The 17,099-nt window shown below is 41.5% G+C and carries 17 protein-coding genes; 10 read left to right on the plus strand and 7 right to left on the minus strand.

The window, feature by feature from the left end:
- Positions 1-3: 3 nt before the first annotated feature.
- A complete protein-coding gene (gene dndD, locus V7K15_RS23965) occupies positions 4-1,989 on the minus strand; it encodes a DNA sulfur modification protein DndD (protein WP_334909489.1) in 1,986 nt (661 codons plus the stop codon).
- 196 nt (positions 1,990-2,185) lie between these two features.
- Between dndD and V7K15_RS23970 the strand changes: the two genes are divergently transcribed.
- Positions 2,186-2,425 (plus strand): helix-turn-helix domain-containing protein, encoded by a 240-nt coding sequence (locus tag V7K15_RS23970; protein WP_334909491.1) that lies wholly within the window; start codon positions 2,186-2,188, stop codon positions 2,423-2,425.
- 12 nt (positions 2,426-2,437) lie between these two features.
- Here V7K15_RS23970 and dndC read toward each other — a convergent pair whose 3' ends face one another.
- Positions 2,438-4,069 (minus strand): DNA phosphorothioation system sulfurtransferase DndC, encoded by a 1,632-nt coding sequence (dndC, locus tag V7K15_RS23975; protein WP_334909494.1) that lies wholly within the window; start codon positions 4,067-4,069, stop codon positions 2,438-2,440.
- Positions 4,070-4,230: 161 nt separating this feature from the next.
- Here dndC and V7K15_RS23980 point away from each other — a divergent pair, with 161 nt between their 5' ends.
- The gene (locus tag V7K15_RS23980) at positions 4,231-5,829 is read left to right on the plus strand and encodes a DGQHR domain-containing protein (RefSeq protein ID WP_334909496.1); all 1,599 of its coding nucleotides are present in this window, start codon (positions 4,231-4,233) and stop codon (positions 5,827-5,829) included.
- Here V7K15_RS23980 and V7K15_RS23985 read toward each other — a convergent pair whose 3' ends face one another.
- Together V7K15_RS23985 and V7K15_RS23990 are read right to left on the minus strand one after the other, a co-directional pair.
- Positions 5,830-6,807, minus strand: coding sequence for an HNH endonuclease (locus V7K15_RS23985; RefSeq protein WP_334909498.1), 978 nt, complete (start codon positions 6,805-6,807; stop codon positions 5,830-5,832).
- A 9-nt stretch (positions 6,808-6,816) separates the two neighbouring features.
- Entirely contained in the window at positions 6,817-7,290 is a 474-nt protein-coding gene (locus V7K15_RS23990; protein WP_334909500.1) for a DNA phosphorothioation-associated protein 4, read from the minus strand.
- A gap of 328 nt (positions 7,291-7,618) precedes the next feature.
- Here V7K15_RS23990 and coaE point away from each other — a divergent pair, with 328 nt between their 5' ends.
- Positions 7,619-8,215, plus strand: a complete 597-nt coding sequence (gene coaE, locus V7K15_RS23995) for a dephospho-CoA kinase (RefSeq protein WP_334909503.1) — start codon at positions 7,619-7,621, stop codon at positions 8,213-8,215.
- A gap of 433 nt (positions 8,216-8,648) precedes the next feature.
- Complete coding sequence (locus tag V7K15_RS24000) at positions 8,649-8,954, plus strand: hypothetical protein (RefSeq protein WP_334909505.1); 306 nt, start codon at positions 8,649-8,651, stop codon at positions 8,952-8,954.
- A gap of 37 nt (positions 8,955-8,991) precedes the next feature.
- Here V7K15_RS24000 and V7K15_RS24005 read toward each other — a convergent pair whose 3' ends face one another.
- Complete coding sequence (locus V7K15_RS24005) at positions 8,992-9,357, minus strand: DOPA 4,5-dioxygenase family protein (protein WP_334909532.1); 366 nt, start codon at positions 9,355-9,357, stop codon at positions 8,992-8,994.
- Between the two features lie 150 nt (positions 9,358-9,507).
- On the opposite strand from V7K15_RS24005, the gene V7K15_RS24010 reads away from it, so the two are divergent.
- The 4 genes from V7K15_RS24010 to V7K15_RS24025 all read left to right on the plus strand — a co-directional run bounded on the left by V7K15_RS24010 (position 9,508) and on the right by V7K15_RS24025 (position 13,464).
- Positions 9,508-10,890 (plus strand): MFS transporter, encoded by a 1,383-nt coding sequence (locus V7K15_RS24010; protein ID WP_334909507.1) that lies wholly within the window; start codon positions 9,508-9,510, stop codon positions 10,888-10,890.
- Positions 10,891-11,199: 309 nt separating this feature from the next.
- Positions 11,200-11,889: an SDR family NAD(P)-dependent oxidoreductase gene (locus tag V7K15_RS24015; protein WP_334909509.1), complete on the plus strand. Its 690-nt coding sequence runs from the start codon at positions 11,200-11,202 to the stop codon at positions 11,887-11,889.
- Between the two features lie 34 nt (positions 11,890-11,923).
- The gene (locus V7K15_RS24020; RefSeq protein ID WP_334909511.1) at positions 11,924-12,700 is read left to right on the plus strand and encodes a class I SAM-dependent methyltransferase; all 777 of its coding nucleotides are present in this window, start codon (positions 11,924-11,926) and stop codon (positions 12,698-12,700) included.
- Positions 12,701-12,765: 65 nt separating this feature from the next.
- Positions 12,766-13,464, plus strand: a complete 699-nt coding sequence (locus tag V7K15_RS24025) for a glutathione binding-like protein (RefSeq protein ID WP_334909513.1) — start codon at positions 12,766-12,768, stop codon at positions 13,462-13,464.
- Positions 13,465-13,699: 235 nt separating this feature from the next.
- Here the strand turns inward: V7K15_RS24025 and V7K15_RS24030 are convergent, their stop codons facing one another.
- On the minus strand, positions 13,700-14,095 hold the full coding sequence (locus V7K15_RS24030) for a hypothetical protein (RefSeq protein ID WP_334909515.1): 396 nt from the start codon (positions 14,093-14,095) through the stop codon (positions 13,700-13,702).
- A 157-nt stretch (positions 14,096-14,252) separates the two neighbouring features.
- Between V7K15_RS24030 and V7K15_RS24035 the strand changes: the two genes are divergently transcribed.
- Both V7K15_RS24035 and V7K15_RS24040 read left to right on the plus strand, forming a co-directional pair.
- The gene (locus tag V7K15_RS24035; RefSeq protein WP_334909517.1) at positions 14,253-15,449 is read left to right on the plus strand and encodes an MFS transporter; all 1,197 of its coding nucleotides are present in this window, start codon (positions 14,253-14,255) and stop codon (positions 15,447-15,449) included.
- 334 nt (positions 15,450-15,783) lie between these two features.
- On the plus strand, positions 15,784-16,641 hold the full coding sequence (locus V7K15_RS24040) for a lysophospholipid acyltransferase family protein (protein WP_334909519.1): 858 nt from the start codon (positions 15,784-15,786) through the stop codon (positions 16,639-16,641).
- A gap of 22 nt (positions 16,642-16,663) precedes the next feature.
- Here the strand turns inward: V7K15_RS24040 and V7K15_RS24045 are convergent, their stop codons facing one another.
- A complete protein-coding gene (locus tag V7K15_RS24045) occupies positions 16,664-16,924 on the minus strand; it encodes a MoaD/ThiS family protein (protein WP_334909521.1) in 261 nt (86 codons plus the stop codon).
- Positions 16,925-17,099: the final 175 nt, after the last annotated feature.

Raw genomic sequence — 17,099 nt, forward strand, 5'->3', positions numbered from 1 at the left:
CTACTACCAAAAATATCCTAGTTGTATGGTAGTTTGGCGGCTGGTCGAGTCGTATTTGAGGAGATATTCGCGGGCGATCGCTTCATTTTCTCGCAGTGTTTCGACTTCTTTCTTTCCAATCTCAGTATCCGTAGATAACAAAATTACTTGATGACTGGCGGATGGAAAGTAACGTTCAACTAAGTTACTCCGATGGGAGGAGTCTAGTCTACCTAGTGGCGTATCGATTGCTACTGGTAGGCGGTGTCCAGAGACTTTGGCTAAACCCCAGAGGAATGCGATCGCAAGTAGTTGTTTTTCGCCAGCAGAGAGGCGATGTTTCGGGACTGGTTTACCATTTAAATCGTAAAGCAAAAGGCTGAAAGTCTTGGTATCAATGGTGATACGATGTACTAAATCTGATTTATGCAGGAGATAAAGGAAGCAATTTTTAACTTCCTCCTCTAATTTATTGAGTTTTCGCAGAGTTAATTTTTCCCGAAAAGTCTTGAGTGTTTCTTGAACTTTCGCCGCAGAGGTAATAATATGTTCGCTATTTTTATGTTTAATATTTTCTACAGTATATTCACTTAATTCTCTCTTTGACTTAGCAATGATAGTTTCTAATTCAGCTAAACGACGGCGGATTGTTTCATAATTAGCTTTAGCTTCAACAACTTGATTTTGTGCCGCTTCTAGTGCTTGACGCAGCTTTGTATAATCTTCTGGTGCTGCTGCTGTCTGCACTTGTCTTTCTAAAGTGTGAATTTCTTCTTCTTTATTTTTGAGAATAGCTAATTTCTCTTTACCAGAAAGTTGAGAGTTTTGTAAGTGATATATGATATTATCTAGCTGACTTAAAGTTTCATCATCAGCTAATAACCAAGGTGCTTCTATCTGGATAGTCTTTGCATATAAGCTATCTACATCTTGGACTAGAAATGATTGAATTTTTTCAACTTGAATCGGGGAAACTTCCCCTTGATTTAGCCAAGTGAGTAAGCGTTGATCTCGCTCAATTAACAAATCTTTAGAAATTTGTACTTGTTGATGGCGAAATTCTTTTTCTCCCTGTGTTTGCACCTGAGTAAGCAAATTGGGAATTAATGCTAAAGGTAAAACATCAGCCGCCAATTCACACATCGATTGACGTACTTGTTGAATTTCCGCAGTTTTTGTATCCTGTTGTAGTTCTAGTTGATTGCGTTCTGCTGCAATTTTCCCGCCTTCAGAAATAAATTTATCAAAGGCTTCTTGCTGCTTTTGTTCTAATTCTTCTACCCGATTTTTGAGAGTTTCTAACTTTTCTCCTGTTGTTTGATAATCTTCTTGCTGTTGGGTTAACCTAGTTTCAATTTTCTCTAGGTTTTCTAAATCTTTAGTATTACCAACTTCTTTAAGTTTCCGGTTAACTAAAATATCTAAATCAACTGCTAACCGATCTGCCAACTCTAGCCCTAAAAGTCCGCGAATAGCTTCAACTACAATTAATGGAGGTGATTCCTGTTCTGCAAGGTTTCTTACTTGTTCACCATCAAAGAGAAATAAATTAGAAATTCCTAATGGCAGCAGATTTTCTATATAATCATCCCATGTATTTACCAAAGAATCCACAGGCCAAGTATCATCATCGCCTAAAATTCCTAAATAATCTTTACCATCTTTAGGATTTTTTTCCCAAATTCTAACAATCCGATATTTTACTGGTTTATCATTTTCGATGTGTTCAAAAACTAATTCAATCCGGGTTTTATCAGTAGGGTTAGTTTTACTATTAACACATTGGTTCAAAAAATCATTATAGCTCAAATTACCACGGGTAGAACATTGAGCGCGATGACCATAAAGCGCAAGGCGTATAGCATCCATCAGCGTAGTTTTTCCCCCGCCATTCATCCCACCTAATAAAATAATTGGGCTGGTATTTTCATCTTTTCTTGGGTCAAGATTGATTACTTGTCTTCCAAAGTAAGGGCCAAAGTTTTGTAGTACAAGTTCAAGAAATATCATTGATATTTAAGAATAAAATGTGGGGCGAATGGAATTTGCTCGTTATTGTCCCGTTATTTTTGTAGGGTGTGCACTGCCCACCCTACCATATTTTTTACTAGTCGAATCACAGTCAAGTGGTCACAATGTACTTAGTTAAGATACTCATGACTTCTCCAGGGTTGGGACTAGGTAATAAAGGACTCCATTCATTAACTTGAGCAAAACCCAGCTTGTACAGGTCTTAGAGAAACATGGCATTAGCCAAAATAAGTTAGCAGTGACAATGGAAACTGGACGCTCAAATGTTAATCGTTGGGTAAATGAGATAATAGACCCTGTAGCGGAGGGGGTGCTAGAAATTCGGGATGCACTCAAGAAAATTAATCCAGCCGCAGCAGAGGAGTTTATCAGGCTTTACTTTGGAGATGTTGATGATGATGAGACACACCCTTAAAGCACTGTGTACCTATTTTTTAAATTTCATATTTCCCCAAGTCTTTGTCTCAGCATCAGATTTTGTTGCGTCAACTTTTGCATCAGGCGCGATCGCTTGTGTATCGGGTGTGGCAAAATCTGCTAAAGTTAGCTGCTTGACCTTTTCAATATCGCCTTCTTCAACTGCTGTTTTCAAATCCCGCTTTAAATGAGCATTTTTAACTGCTTCATCTTTAGAACGCGAACTTGTAGCAAAGCATTTTTCAAGGGTGTCGTAGATTCCCACACGACGGGACATTTTCCGAAATTGGCGTTCTGTGTCTAAAAGTTTAGCCACGAGTTCCAAGTGCATACTATCATCTGCACAGATTTCTTCTAACACAGCCCATTCATCACGACCTAGTAGACTATAGTCAGCACCAGGACGGGGGTCTTGAAATTCTTCGCCAGTCACTTCTTGATAAATCCGGGGTAAGCTATCATCAAATTCGTGTTTTTCTTCTAGCCAAATGCGGCGAATTTCGCTCATTTCTTCTAGAGTAATTAGGGTGATATCGCGCATATTTACTGGCGCTGTACGACGGGTTTTTGTTTGCGCTTCTAATAATCGTCTGAGCCAATATTCCCGCCAATATTTAGTATATGGGCCAGGTATTGGTTCAATAGAGTTTTCCCCGTTTTTATTGCGTTCAAATAGTTGGACATCTCCCCAAATGCGACGGAAATCTCTCTTGTCCCAGTCCTCTTTAATATCTAGTTCATTACGAATATCTAATAGAGGCTGCATCCATTCTTTCTCTTCATCATTTTGGATCATTGCCTCCATCGATTTATCTTTACTAACTATTGTGCAAACCCAGCAGCCAAATCGGGAATCACCACAGCTAGGAGTAGAAGTATCAACAACTAGTGGACATTCATTATCGGCTGTTGCACCTCGATACATAATGAATAAGTCTTTGTTACTATATCCCCAAGAGTTTTGCCACTGATTTAAGTAAATCCAAACTTCATCAGTACGCCAATCTTCAATAGGAAGATAAATCAATGAGTTAGGTCGGTTGGGATTAGTATTTATGTGATCGCGTACCCGCGATTCTCTATGTTTAGCCATCGTAGCAGCACGTTTCGTACTTTCAGCCTTGCGTGTACCTAAGACAAGAATTACTTCACCACTAGACCTAATAACTGCACGGATAAAGCTGTCAGATGGTTGAATTTTAAGGCGTTCAGTACACCATCTGAATCTGTTTCGCGGTGCTGGGTAGCCTTTCCCTATTAAGTTTACCCAAAAGGTATCCTTAATTGCAGGATAAAGCAAATGGGGTTCAATTGGCATTTCTTGCTCTTTAGCAGCAACTTTCATCTGTTCTAAAGAGTTACGTACCCAAACAGAGACCACAGGGTTTTCTACCAGCGTATCAGTTGTAATAACATGGATTGTCTTAGTTCTCTTTTCCTGGGGGAGTGCTGCGATCGCATTCCAGATAAGCTGTAAAGTTGCGGTACTATCTTTTCCGCCTGAATAGCCCACCACCCAAGGTATCTCATCTAAACAGTATAATTCTTGAATTTCACTGGTGAGAGCTTGGATATAATCCACTAACTCTGCTACAGTACGTACTTGCTGATTTTTATCTTCTTGCTGTTGTGCTGTAGCCATTTCTCCTTACCTATTGAAATATGGATATTCTTCACCCTTCCTTGAATTGTTCTGAGGGTATGCCACTGTATTGTACAGACTTTAACGCAAAAAATTAACAAATATATAATCATAACACGAATTGTAATTTCATATTTGATACACAAGTTTTAAAAATTAACATGAAAGATAGTACATTTGACCCAACTACTGACATCGCTAGAAAGTACCCGGAACAGGAAAACAACGAAAAACAGGTACTCACTTCACTGCTGGAGAAGTTTTTAGGAAAAAAGGATCAGATTCTCGTTCAAAAAACTGAGATGGGTGGTACTGAAGCTTATGTTAGCTCTGTTACGCTGGAATGGTTCGCAGATCGGGTTGATTTCGCCTCTGGCTTACCTCTGTTTCAGAAAAAGTATAATCCTGAAACTGATAATGTCGAGATTGACGCAGATAGCATTGATGAAATTCAGCAGCGTCCCCTTGATTGGTCACGTCAAGCACCGCTAGTCCAGTATTTAGCGGCTCGACACAACCATAAGTTTCCGCCGGTGCTGGTGGTGATTAATCAACCGTGGGTGGATAATCCTAAAGCTGCTGAGTGGGATAGTGAAGGACGCGCCACAAAGTCTACGACTGATTTCATACCCCTAGATAAAGACGCTAAAGTAGGTCTGCTAAATATTTCTGAGGATAATGTGACTATTTATGCATTAGATGGTCAACATCGACTCATGGGGGTTCAGGGGTTGATGGAGTTAATCAAAACTCGTAAACTCCAGCGCTATAAAAAAGATAAAGGTGTTGATGACAGTTTTATTACAGTCAATGATTTGATTGACAAGTACCAAGTAGACCTTGCTTACTTGCAAAATTTACCCAAGGAAAAAATTGGTATTGAGTTTATCTGTGCGGTAGCAGCTGGGGAAACTCGCACCCAGGCGAGGCGGAGGGTGAGATCGATTTTTGTTCATGTCAACCTGATGGCTGCACCCTTGACTAAAGGGCAGTTAACACAGTTGAATGAAGATGATGGTTTTGCGATCGTTGCTAGAAAAATTGCAGTTACACATCCATTATTAGAACAACGGCAAGATCGCAATCCCCGCGTTAATTGGAATAGTGCAACAGTGGCTTCCAATTCTACAGTTTTGACGACTTTGCAAGCTCTACAAGATATGTCTGAGCGATATTTGGGTCAAAAGTTCCCCCACTGGAAACCCTTGGAGAAAGGTCTAATTCCCATGCGTCCAGAGGATGAAGAACTTGAGCAGGGAATTGAGGAATTTAGAAAGCTATTTGATTCTTTAGCTAGTCTTTCCAGTTATAAGATTTTACAACACGAGGATACACCAGCTTTACGGCGCTTCAGCTTTGAGAAAGATGGAGGTGAAGGAAATATGCTTTTCCGTCCGGTTGCTCAAGTTGCCTTAGCACAAGCTTTGGGAATTTTGGTATTTAAAAAAGGTTTCTCTCTGGCAGATATTTTTAAGAAACTGCGGAAGTTTGACCAGCAAGGTGGTTTTAGTGGTATGGAATATCCCCAATCTCTCTGGTATGGGGTTTTGTATGACCCAAATAAAAAGCGGGTACAGGTTGCTGGACGGGATTTGGCAACGAAGTTATTGGTTTATATCCTGGGTGGAATTCAGGAACAGATGGAACGTGCTGAACTTCGTAAGGCTTTGGCGGATACTAGGACTATGGAAGATAAAACTATAGGTTTTGATGGCAAGTTTGTTGAACCGAAAGCGGTAGGACTTCCACCTGTCCTGTAATTATGCTTGAAATATATTTTGGCGATGCCATTGCAGCGCTTCCAGTTCTGGAAAGTGTTGCTCTATATTTGGTAGAACTATTGTTTCACCATGAAAATCTTTCATCGGTTTAGTATGGGGAGATGCTTCTTCCAAATCATTGCTAACTATAATTTTGTATTGCTCATCTACAGCAAACCAACCCCTATCAAATGCCCAATGATGATTTTTACAAAGAGCTATTCCATTATGAATTCTACTGTCATAGAATTGTGAGAATGGCTTGATGTGTGCGCCATCAACTATATTTTGACTTACAGATTTAGTTACTTTTAGTCCACAAAAAGCGCATTTATAATCATAAATATTTACAATTGCTTTTCTGAAAAAAGCATTTCTAATTACTGCTTTTCTTAAGCTCGATCTAGGATTAGCATCTAAATTACTAGAATCAACAGTTTTATCTATTTGTAGGGGTACATCTTGAAAGTTTTGGTTAATGTTTAAAAAAAATCCTATCCTATTATCTTCACATGGCAGCCAAGCTGAAACAAGAGCATCAATTAATATTTGCCTAGAATTTTCATCTTGAATGAAATTAAATAATTCATCATCCAAATGTGCATAGTCAACATCTTCCTTGAGTTTAGGAATTGTTTGTGGGCGACCACCGCCATATCCAGAACTATACTTGAGATGCCAAAATTTCCCCTGATCATTTTTTAGATGAAAAAAAGGAAGGGCAAAATCACTTCCCTTAAAAGTACTAGAAGCAAGTATTTCCCAATACTTCTTGAAGGTATCAATCAATTCATATGATATGGTGATACGATTATCTGTTATTAAATCTTGTGTAATTAGGTCAATTCTAGATAAAAGTAATATGGGTTTATTAAGAGCATCACCCTTTTTCTGAGTTTTATATACCTTAATATTAGAAAAACATTCACAATAATAAACTAAAGTACGCTGGTTTGCTGGCTGTTGTGCTTTACTCATTATGATGATTTAGGGAAGAAATTTGCTTAAATCAAAATCCTCTTCTTCAGAGTTATCTTGAAACCTTTCATGACTGAGAATCAATAAAATTCTTTCAGAATAATCTACTGCGCCCCGGATTTCTGATTGTAAGATTTCAAGTCCACCATTGGCATATTCTTCAAAAATATAATTACGTTTTTCATTATTGTTTCCTTCTTCGAGAGATAAAACTTTTATATCTTGAGTTTCAGCAATTGCTATTAAATTTATTACCGTATTATATCCCCTGACTATAAACTGTTCTTGGGGTATTGGCGATGGTTCCCTTTTAGAAATCTCTCCCAAAGCCACCCGCTTTTTATATTTTGCACCCAAAGCTGCTGCAAATACAATCACATCAGCAAAAGTCTGAAAAGGCCCTGTTGCACCATCTGAAGATGTTAAATCCTTCACCAAGTCAGCCTTATCTTTAGCAACCCTGATTCTGCCAGTTTCAGCCATGATATTAATATCTACATTGTTGTCATTTTAACCGAAAGCCAAAAGCGATGCCTAGATTGGGCTTTGCCTACGCACTTGTTAACCCATTATTTTATACTAAAATACACGCGATCGCTTAAACAAACAAATTATCTATCCTGGCACTGCGGGTTCAACTTCAGCCACCTGACCACGGCGATACACTTGCGCTTTTTAGCATACTATGCACTGAATATCTAAATTTATTTATGGTAATTTTGAATTCGGAGCGATCGCCCTACAGCCCTTCTCCTAAAGGAGACACTACGCGAACGGGCATCCTACGGGGGGCGTATAGTACAGAAACGACGTGACTAAACGTATAATCGGCTTAACCGGCGGTATTGCCACAGGCAAAACCACTGTCACCAATTATTTAGCTAGCACTTATAACCTGCCGATTTTGGATGCAGATATTTATGCTAGAGAGGCAGTATCTTTAGGTTCGCCTATTTTGGGTGCGATCGCTCAACGTTACGGCGAAGAAATTTTACTACCAGATGGCAGCCTCAACCGCCAAAAGCTAGGCGAAATTATCTTTAATCGTCAAGATGAACGCAACTGGATAGATAATTTAATTCATCCTGATGTACGCGATCGCTTTCTCAAAGCAATTGCCCAATCCTCTTCAGAAACACTGGTGTTAGTAGTGCCTCTATTATTTGAAGCGGGAATGACTGATTTGGTTACAGAAATCTGGGTAGTGCGTTGTTCCCAAGAGCAACAGCTACAAAGATTGATACAACGAAACCATTTAAATAGAGAACAGGCAGAAGCCCGGATCAACAGCCAATTATCTATCGAAGAAAAAGTGGCTCATGCAGATGTCGTTTTAGATAACTCCTCCACCCTAGAAGTATTACTGAAGTATGTAGATGTAGCTCTAAAAAGCACAAGTAGAGATTAGATTGCATTTATCTGAAAAAATATACATAGACGAAATTATTAAGACATAAAAGCTTTATAAATTAATATTGTCTAGTTAAGCGAAAAATACTCATATCTGACCAAACATTGTGCAATAATTCGGTGATTTTACAGTTGAAGCTGCGGTTAATAGTACTGTAAATTTAAGTTAATAGTAAAGTTGCTATCACCTCTGATGTTAGATGACATACTCAAGACTGAAGGTAATAAAGTAATCACTAGTATTAGTAACAGTGAATTTTTACCTGATATAGCATCATTAATGACATCAATGGTTTATTTCACAGAAGATACAATTTAGTATAAATTAAATATTAATATCTGAAAATTATGTTTTAAAAAAAACTGACTTTTGAATTATTAATTCTATTTTTAAATTGTTGTTAAGTGCCTTCTCTTCAATCAGAACAGGTATGAACTTAAGTTTTAGTTTTTTAAATAAATTAACTCTGGTTAGCTCTCCAGCAAACGAATTAAAACAGAAGAATAAAATACACGATTACAGCCAACAAGTTTGGGGAATAGACTATGTATTTGAGCGCCTCAATGAAGGAATAATGGGGTATATGACTGGCGTAGGGAAAACCATTAAACCCGGCGATCGCATTATTTTGCGACAAGGTTGTGAATCTTATCAATATCAAGTTCAAGAAATTGATTACTACTCCGATCCATCTGATATGTGGATGGCTTTACTCAAGCAAGTAACGATTGACTAAATATAAAAGTCAATCAGTTGCTTCAATTCGATTTCTCTTAATTGGATAAAGTCGAACTAAGCTGTCGAAGAAACTCAATATTCAAATCTAGCTTTTTTCCTAACCATAAGGAATGATTCGCGTGGTCTGCCACAGCATCGCCTGTCTCAGGGTGGACGAGAATATCCAATCCCTCACGATTGAGCATTAACCAAGGAACGACTTGATCAAACTGATTTGGTAAGAAAGCAACTTGATACATCGCTTTTGGGTGAGGCCCGATGGGCTTGTCAAACCAGCGTCCGAGTTGCACCTCAAACCTAGCGCCCAATCCTTCACGTACACGCGCAGCTACATCCCGACTCGCGGTATCGAAGTAAACATGAGCGTGAAAACCAGTGATCTCGATAGTATCTTCTTTCATAGATTCACTTTTCGCTCTCAACTCTAATTTTGGGTAGCGGACTTTTTCTTTCTCACTGAAAAAGCGATGTCTACGACGGGCGTAGATGCAGCCAATTTTAGCCCAATACCGTGCAGTTAAGGATCGGTTCAATCTGGTGATTATCTCTCAGTGAGGTTAGAATTTCTAACATTGGCGATCGCTGTCGCTACTTTGTGGCAAGTTAGTATTCTTGAAAGCCACTCCCCACTCATCATGTCCTTAGCCTCCTTCCTAGCGCGTCGTTCGTTCCACTATGCTTGGCTCGTCGCAGCTTTAACATTCCTAGCCTTGTTGGTGGCAGCCGGAATTCGCTCTGCTCCTGGAGTTTTTATAGTGCCTCTCGAACAGGAATTCGGCTGGAGTAGAGCGACTATATCTTTGGCAATATCCATTAACTTAGTACTTTACGGGCTGATTGGCCCTTTTGCCGCCACAGTTATGGAGCGGATCGGCATTCGCCGGATAATGGTGTTCTCACTTGCTGTCATTGCTCTCGGTGTCGGTTTAACCACTTTGATGTCAGTTTCCTGGCAGCTAGTCTTACTGTGGGGTGTAGTTGTCGGTTCTGGTAGCGGAGTTATCGCCCTGGTTTTGGGTGCTATTGTTGTCAATCGCTGGTTTTTGGAAAAGCGGGGTCTAGTTCTGGGGATCTTAACCGCCAGTACAGCCACGGGGCAACTAGTGTTTCTGCCGATGCTAGCCTCAGTAACCGATCGCTTTGGATGGCGAACTGCGGCTCTAGCTCTTAGTGGTGCAGCACTTCTAATTATTCCAGCGATCGCAGCCTTTATGCGCGATCGCCCGGCGGATGTCGGTTTGCGACCTTTTGGCGACAACAGCGAAACTGTGGAAGTTTTCAAGCCGAAAGTGAATTCCATCGCCTCTACCCTTAATGCCCTCTGGCTGGGAATGCGTAATCGAGACTTCTGGCTGTTATTTGGTAGCTTTTTTATCTGTGGCGCAAGCACAAATGGGTTAATTGGTACTCATCTGATTCCTGCTTGTATTGACCACGGTATCCCTGAAGTAAAAGCTGCGGGTCTTTTAGCAATCATGGGACTATTCGATTTTTTTGGAACCACTATGTCCGGTTGGCTATCTGACCGATGGAACAATCGCTACTTATTATTTTGGTACTATGGACTGCGGGGTTTATCTTTGATTTTCTTGCCCTTCAGTTTCAACTTTTCCTTCTATGGACTTTCCATTTTTGCCGTCTTCTATGGACTTGATTGGATTGCCACTGTACCACCAACGGTGCGCCTTGTTGCTAACATCTTCGGCAAAGAAAATGTCGGCGTAATGTTCGGTTGGATTGTCGCAGGACACCAGATTGGTGCAGCCACAGCAGCATTCGGAGCCGGAGTGTTGAGAACTTGGATGGGTAGTTATTTACAAGCGTTTATTTTATCAGGCGTTCTCTGTCTGATTGCCGCAGTTTGTGTACTGCAAATTGGTCAAAGTCCCAATAAGGGGAATTCACAGCTATCTTCAGTTACGCTCAATTCTTAATGTATTTACAGACATAACAAGAACAGCCCCAACCCTTGTAGCGTTGGGGAGTAAGATTCAAAGCCTCTCTTTTAAAAGGCTACCGTCTACACACAAGCCTGATTTACCCCACCCTAACCCTCCCTTTTCTAAGGGGAGGGAACCGGATTTCCTGTCTCCCCCCAATATATCGGGGGGATTAAGGGGGGTAATAGCGAGATATGAAAAGAAATTCGACTTGTGTGTACACCGTAGCCTTTTAGGAGAGAAGTCAAAGTATATTGCATACAAATGCCTTAATCGTTTATCTCAACAAGGAGAATTAAATTTATGCCAACAACAGCTTTAATTGTCGGTGCAGGTAGTGGACTGAGCGCTTCTTTAGCTCGCCTATTTGCCAAAGAAGGATTCACCGTAGCTTTAGCGGCTCGCAAAATTGAAAAACTCACTCAATTGAGCAGTGAAATTGGCGCGGTTAGTTTCGCTGCTGATGTCTCAAAGCCAAATGAAGTAGAACAGTTATTTATTGATATTGAAAATAAAGTCGGTTCCCCGAATATTGTCGTTTACAATCCCAGTTTCCGGGTGCGGGGGCCTCTTGTTGATCTAGACCCTAGTGAGGTGGCAAAAACCCTAGATATAACTGCCTATGGTGGCTTTCTCGTAGCCCAAGCTGCTACCAAAAGGTTTTTGCAACTTGGTGGCGGTGCTATATTCTTTACTGGAGCCTCAGCGAGTGTTAAGGGTTATCCTCTCTCTGCTCCCTTTGCAATGGGTAAATTTGCACTGCGCGGTTTGGCTCAGAGTATTGCTAGAGAATTAGCACCCAAAAATATCCATGTGGCGCATTTTGTGATTGATGGTGCAATTCGCTCCACAGTCCGTCAAGATCCAGCAGATAATCCTGATAGTACCCTTGACCCAGATGCGATCGCTCAAACTTATCTCAGCATTCTCAGCCAACCCCGCAGTGCTTGGACATGGGAAATAGAACTACGTCCTTGGGTAGAGAACTTCTAGCCTAGACAATTGTTACAAGAATATTTTTGCAGGTATGAAAATTGATTTTGGTGCAACTGCTAGCGATTATGCAAAACACCGCGCTGGCTTTCCCAGTTCATTATTTAACAAACTGTCTGAGTATGGTATAGGTTTACCAGGGCAAAACATTGTTGACCTTGGCACAGGAACAGGAACACTAGCGCGGGGCTTTGCGGATAGAGGTGCTTATGTGATTGGCATCGACCCATCAGCATCACTTTTAGAACAAGCGAGACAGTTAAGTGAATTAGCCCAATTCCAAGTAGATTATCGAGTTGCAAGTGCCGAAAATACCGAGTTATCAGATGCAAGTGCGGATGTGATAACAGCTGGACAGTGTTGGCATTGGTTTGACCGTCCGCGTGTCGTCCAGGAAATTACTCGGATATTGAGAAGAAATGGCTTGCTTGCGATCGCTCATTTTGATTGGATACCCTTAAGAGGTAATGTAGTTGAAGCAACAGAACAACTGATCAAGGCTCATAATCCAGCGTGGAATCTGGACGGCGGTAATGGGTTGTATCCCCTGTGGTTAAAAGACATTGGAGAAGGAGGATTCCGAGAAATCCGCACATTTTCTTACGATGTATTTGTGTCTTATACACACGAAGATTGGCGGGGGCGAATTCGTGCTAGTGCTGGGGTGGGAGCCAGCTTGACACCAGAAAAAGTAGAAATATTTGACCAAGAATTGGCAACATTACTCGAAGCAAAATATCCCACACCAATTCTTCAGGTTCACCACAGAGTTTGGGCAGCGATCGCCAAATCACCGCCATCTAATTCGTAATTCGTAGCGAATTCTCTGCGCTCTTTGCGTTTAAATTCTCACCCTCAATATCAGGAAAAATAACCATGATTGAACTTTACTATTGGGCAACCCCAAACGGTCATAAAATTACGATTTTCTTGGAAGAAGTCAGCTTACCATATACCATAATTCCGGTGAATATTGCGGCTGGGGATCAATTTAAGCCGGAATTTCTGAAGATTTCTCCTAACAATCGGATGCCCGCGATCGTTGACCACGAACCAGCAGATGGAGGTGCGCCGATTTCGGTATTTGAGTCTGGTGCAATCTTGCTATATTTGGCAGAAAAAACCGGGAAATTAATCCCCCAAGATTTACGTAATCGCACTCAAGTTTTAGAATGGTTGTTCTGGCAAATGGCAGGGCTAGGGCCAATGGCGGGACAAAATCATCACTTTAGCGTCTATGCTCCCGAAAAGATTGAATATGCCATTAACCGCTACGTGAATGAGACGGGACGCTTATATGCATTGCTAAATAAGCAACTAGCAGATAGAGAATTTGTGGCTGGCGATTATTCTATCGCCGATATTGCTGCCTATCCCTGGATTGTGCCCCATGAACTTCAAAGTCAGAATCTAGAGGATTTTCCTCACCTCAAGCGGTGGTTTGAGGCAATTAAAGCCCGTCCGGCAACAATTCGCGCCTATGAGAAAGCAGAAGCATTCAAAACTCAAGCGTTAGATCCAGAGAAGTTACGAGATTTATTATTTAACCAGTCGGCGAAGACTATTCAGCCATGAGCCTTTTGAATTTAGGACTTACGCACGAGTTACGGAATAACGTAGACGCTTCGGCTTGCCGCAGGCTACCGCTCCAGGCGCAGAGTACACGGAGAAATCAGAGTTTCAGAGATATTTTGCGTAAGTCCTAGAATTGTCTTGTCACTATGGCGATCGCTAATGATCGCTAAGTTAACTTTAATCCCAGATCAGCGGTCGCATGAGCAACGATTTCTCACTATCTTCCTTTCCTCAATTAGAAACAGAAAGGCTCCTTCTTCGTGAGACAACGTTGCAGGATGCTGAGGCGATCTTTGCTGTCCTCTCTGATGCAGGCGTGACTAAGTTGTTCAAATTGTACTGCTGGAGAAATTTGGTGAGCAGGAAAAATACCCACATCAGTTGCTGCATAGGATTTACTTTGCCAGTGTCCGTTAATTTTTAATTTTCCCTCAAACTCTCTACTATAAATGCCAATAATGTGCTGAAAAGGCGATGTCTTAGGAAGTTGATAGTTCGACTGGCGATGATAGGCAAAATAAAAACCATTCCAACCAGCAACTGGGCTGGAGATAATTAAAGGTTTGGGAAGGAATTGTTTTAGCTTGTCTGGTTGGGCGGCATTAATTCTAAAAGGCTGCTCTATTTGCATGACGACTCGCACACTTTTTTTCTAAATATAAATTATCGAAGAACGCGAAGGAGGGAAGTAAGAGAGTTACTGTTCAGTAACTCTCTTACTTCCCCAGCCCTTCTGCAAAAAGTCTATTCTAGAAGTGCGAAAACTCAAACTACAGGAGAATATAGCAGTGGGCAGGTTAGCAAAGGATATAGCAGGCAAAACACCCGTCTCATTAGGACTATTGGGTGCTGCTGCCTTTATGGTAGTTGCCGATGCACGGGTGATTGACCCCCTACTGCACATCATTGCTGACGAGTTCAAAGTCGGCGTAGGCAGTGCTGCGGTGATTATCTCCGCCTACACAATTCCCTATGGGCTATTTCAACTAGTCTATGGCCCACTCGGCGATCGCATCGGCAAAATTAAGGTAATTACAATCGCACTTGCGGCATTTGCTGTCGGTACGGCTGTTTGTGCCTTTGTGTCAAATATTCTCATACTTACCTTGCTGCGGTTTCTCACAGGGATGGTTGCTGCTGGGGTGATCCCCGTCACCCTGGCTTATATTGGTGACAACTTTCCTTATGAAGAACGCCAAGCTGCCATCGGTAAATATTTAAGTGCGCTAGTCTTGGGTCAAATCCTCGGCGGTAGTTTGGGCGGCATCTTTGGAGAATATATCGGCTGGCGTGATATCTTTTTGGTATTTGGGATCGTCTCCCTTGCCATTGCTGGACTTTTATGGCGGGGAACGCGCCACCTTAGCGATAGTCAACCTCCCCAAAGTCGCGTAAATGACATCACATTTCGACCTTATTACCAACTATTGACCCAACCGATCGCCCGGACTGTGATTATAGGGGTTTTTGTAGAAGGTTTTTGCGTGTTTGGGGCATTTGCTTACATTGGCGCATTTCTGCGCGATCGCTATACTTTAAGTTATGTAGCGATCGGGTTTATGCTCAGTAGTTTTGGATTGGGGGGACTAATTTACAGTCGCTCAGTTAAATGGTTAGTTAGACGACTGGGTGAAATTGGTTTAATGGGCGTGGGAGGAGGCTTGATGTCTATGGGCTTCTTAGCGATCGCATTGTTCCAGAACTGGATACTATTTATCCCCTTGAGTATTTTAATCGGATTGGGCTTTTATATGATGCACAGCACCCTCCAGACCCAAGCCACTGAGCTTTCCCCGGAAGCACGAGGTACTGCTGTTTCGCTGTTCGTCTTCAACCTGTTTGTCGGCCAGGGAATCGGTGCAGCAGTATTTGGTAGGATTGTGGATAACTTCGGTTACATTTATTGTTTTATTCTGACTGGTGTAGCGATCGCTCTGCTCTCTGTTTGGCTAGTCAAGCAGAAGCAAAACAGCAATCAAAGCTAAGAGGAAATTATTAATTCATAATTCATAATTCATAATTAAAGATACTATACAGCAGCCCACACGCTGATCAAAAATTTAGTAGACATAGGAGTGAAAAAGAATTGTTTTGACGTAGCAGTGCTACATCTCTACAAGGGTTCTGGGTAACGCATATTTAATTTCACCAGATATCTAGTGGTTAACAAGACAGTGGAGAGTAATTAAGCTCCCACTGAGAGCGAGTCCGCATACCTCTACTAGACAAGCAAGCTACCCGCAGCGTCTTGTAATTATGAATTATTAATTATCAATTATGAATTATTTTGATCTTTGCCAATCCTGTTAAAATGCATCGATGTCAAAAAAGCAACTTCTCTTAAATAAAAAACCCGGTTGGTCTTTGGATGAGCGAGATCCAAAGTTCATAGAATTTCTGATGCCTGTGTTGGGCTTTTTCTATCACTACTATTTCCGAGTTCAAACTAGTGGCTGGGATAATATTCCACCCCAAGAAAAAGTCCTATTTGTTGGTTCGCATAACGGGGGACTCGCTGTACCCGATATGACAATGATGATGTACGACTGGTTTCGACGATTTGGTGTGGAGCAACCCGTTTATGGTTTGATGCATCCCAAGGTTTGGCAGGTTAGCCCGCCACTAGCGCAACTGGTCGCCAAGGCTGGAGCAATCATCGCTCATCCGAAAATGGCTTACACTGCCTTGCGCTCTGGAGCTAGTGTGCTAGTTTATCCAGGTGGAGCCGAAGATGCTTTTCGACCCCATTATTTACGTAACAAAATCTACTTTGCGGGGCGGCAAGGATTTATCAAGTTAGCGTTGCGGGAAAATGTGCCGATTGTGCCTGTGATTTCCTGGGGCGCTCACGATACGCTGATTGTGATCGCTGACTGTTACAAAATTGTGCAGCAACTCCATGAATGGGGAATGCCTTGGCTGTTTGGGATTGATCCAAAAGTTTTTCCGATCTATCTTGGACTACCTTGGGGATTAGGAATTGGTCCATTGCCCAACATTCCATTACCTGTGCCCATGTACACGCAGGTTTGTCCGCCAATTGTATTTCAACGCTACGGTTCAGAAGCAGCCAGCGATCGCCACTATGTCAATGAATGTTATGAATTAGTTGTTAGTCAGATGCAGCAAGAGTTAGATCACTTAGTAAAGCTAACCGCTAATACCAATTCTCTGTAACTCCTAACTCCTAACTGTTTTGCTAACCGCCGCTAACTGGTGGAATTAGCACGACTTCATCCCCATCTTCTAGTAGAGTATCTGGTTCGACAAATATTAAATTAATCCCGAAGCGGGTGATGTCACGCCATTGGGAGAGTTCGGGGTGTTCAGCGATCAGGCGATCGCATACTGCTTTGACTGGCATACTATTGGGAAATTCCAGCACCAGTTCCGAAACCCTAAAGGCTTCTTGATAAGCAGCGAACAGTTTGACGGTAACGGTGATTGCAGATTTAGACATACAACATACTTTGGCAGTACTAGCAAGTAGTTTAATACTTGACAAGCACCCTAAACTCTTAGGGTTGATTATACATTATTACTGGAGTTTAGACTAAAAGCGATAAGAGAGAACGCAAATCAAAAGGAATTAGAGGTTAAAAATATTATCTTGTCAGCCTTAAAGCATCCTGACC

The organism is Nostoc sp. (assembly GCF_036919815.1).
Lineage (GTDB): Bacteria > Cyanobacteriota > Cyanobacteriia > Cyanobacteriales > Nostocaceae > Nostoc.

Bases quoted from the DNA above. Each gene is read 5' to 3' on its own strand.
- V7K15_RS24040 (WP_334909519.1), top strand. From the start codon at position 15,784: ATGTCAAAAAAGCAACTTCTCTTAAATAAAAAACCCGGTTGGTCTTTG.
- V7K15_RS24025 (WP_334909513.1), top strand. From the start codon at position 12,766: ATGATTGAACTTTACTATTGGGCAACCCCAAACGGTCATAAAATTACG.
- dndC (WP_334909494.1), bottom strand. From the start codon at position 4,069: ATGGCTACAGCACAACAGCAAGAAGATAAAAATCAGCAAGTACGTACT.
- dndD (WP_334909489.1), bottom strand. From the start codon at position 1,989: ATGATATTTCTTGAACTTGTACTACAAAACTTTGGCCCTTACTTTGGA.
- V7K15_RS24005 (WP_334909532.1), bottom strand. From the start codon at position 9,357: ATGAAAGAAGATACTATCGAGATCACTGGTTTTCACGCTCATGTTTAC.
- V7K15_RS24000 (WP_334909505.1), top strand. From the start codon at position 8,649: ATGAACTTAAGTTTTAGTTTTTTAAATAAATTAACTCTGGTTAGCTCT.
- V7K15_RS23990 (WP_334909500.1), bottom strand. From the start codon at position 7,290: ATGGCTGAAACTGGCAGAATCAGGGTTGCTAAAGATAAGGCTGACTTG.
- V7K15_RS24020 (WP_334909511.1), top strand. From the start codon at position 11,924: ATGAAAATTGATTTTGGTGCAACTGCTAGCGATTATGCAAAACACCGC.
- V7K15_RS24030 (WP_334909515.1), bottom strand. From the start codon at position 14,095: ATGCAAATAGAGCAGCCTTTTAGAATTAATGCCGCCCAACCAGACAAG.
- V7K15_RS23985 (WP_334909498.1), bottom strand. From the start codon at position 6,807: ATGAGTAAAGCACAACAGCCAGCAAACCAGCGTACTTTAGTTTATTAT.
- V7K15_RS24015 (WP_334909509.1), top strand. From the start codon at position 11,200: ATGCCAACAACAGCTTTAATTGTCGGTGCAGGTAGTGGACTGAGCGCT.
- V7K15_RS23980 (WP_334909496.1), top strand. From the start codon at position 4,231: ATGAAAGATAGTACATTTGACCCAACTACTGACATCGCTAGAAAGTAC.
- V7K15_RS24045 (WP_334909521.1), bottom strand. From the start codon at position 16,924: ATGTCTAAATCTGCAATCACCGTTACCGTCAAACTGTTCGCTGCTTAT.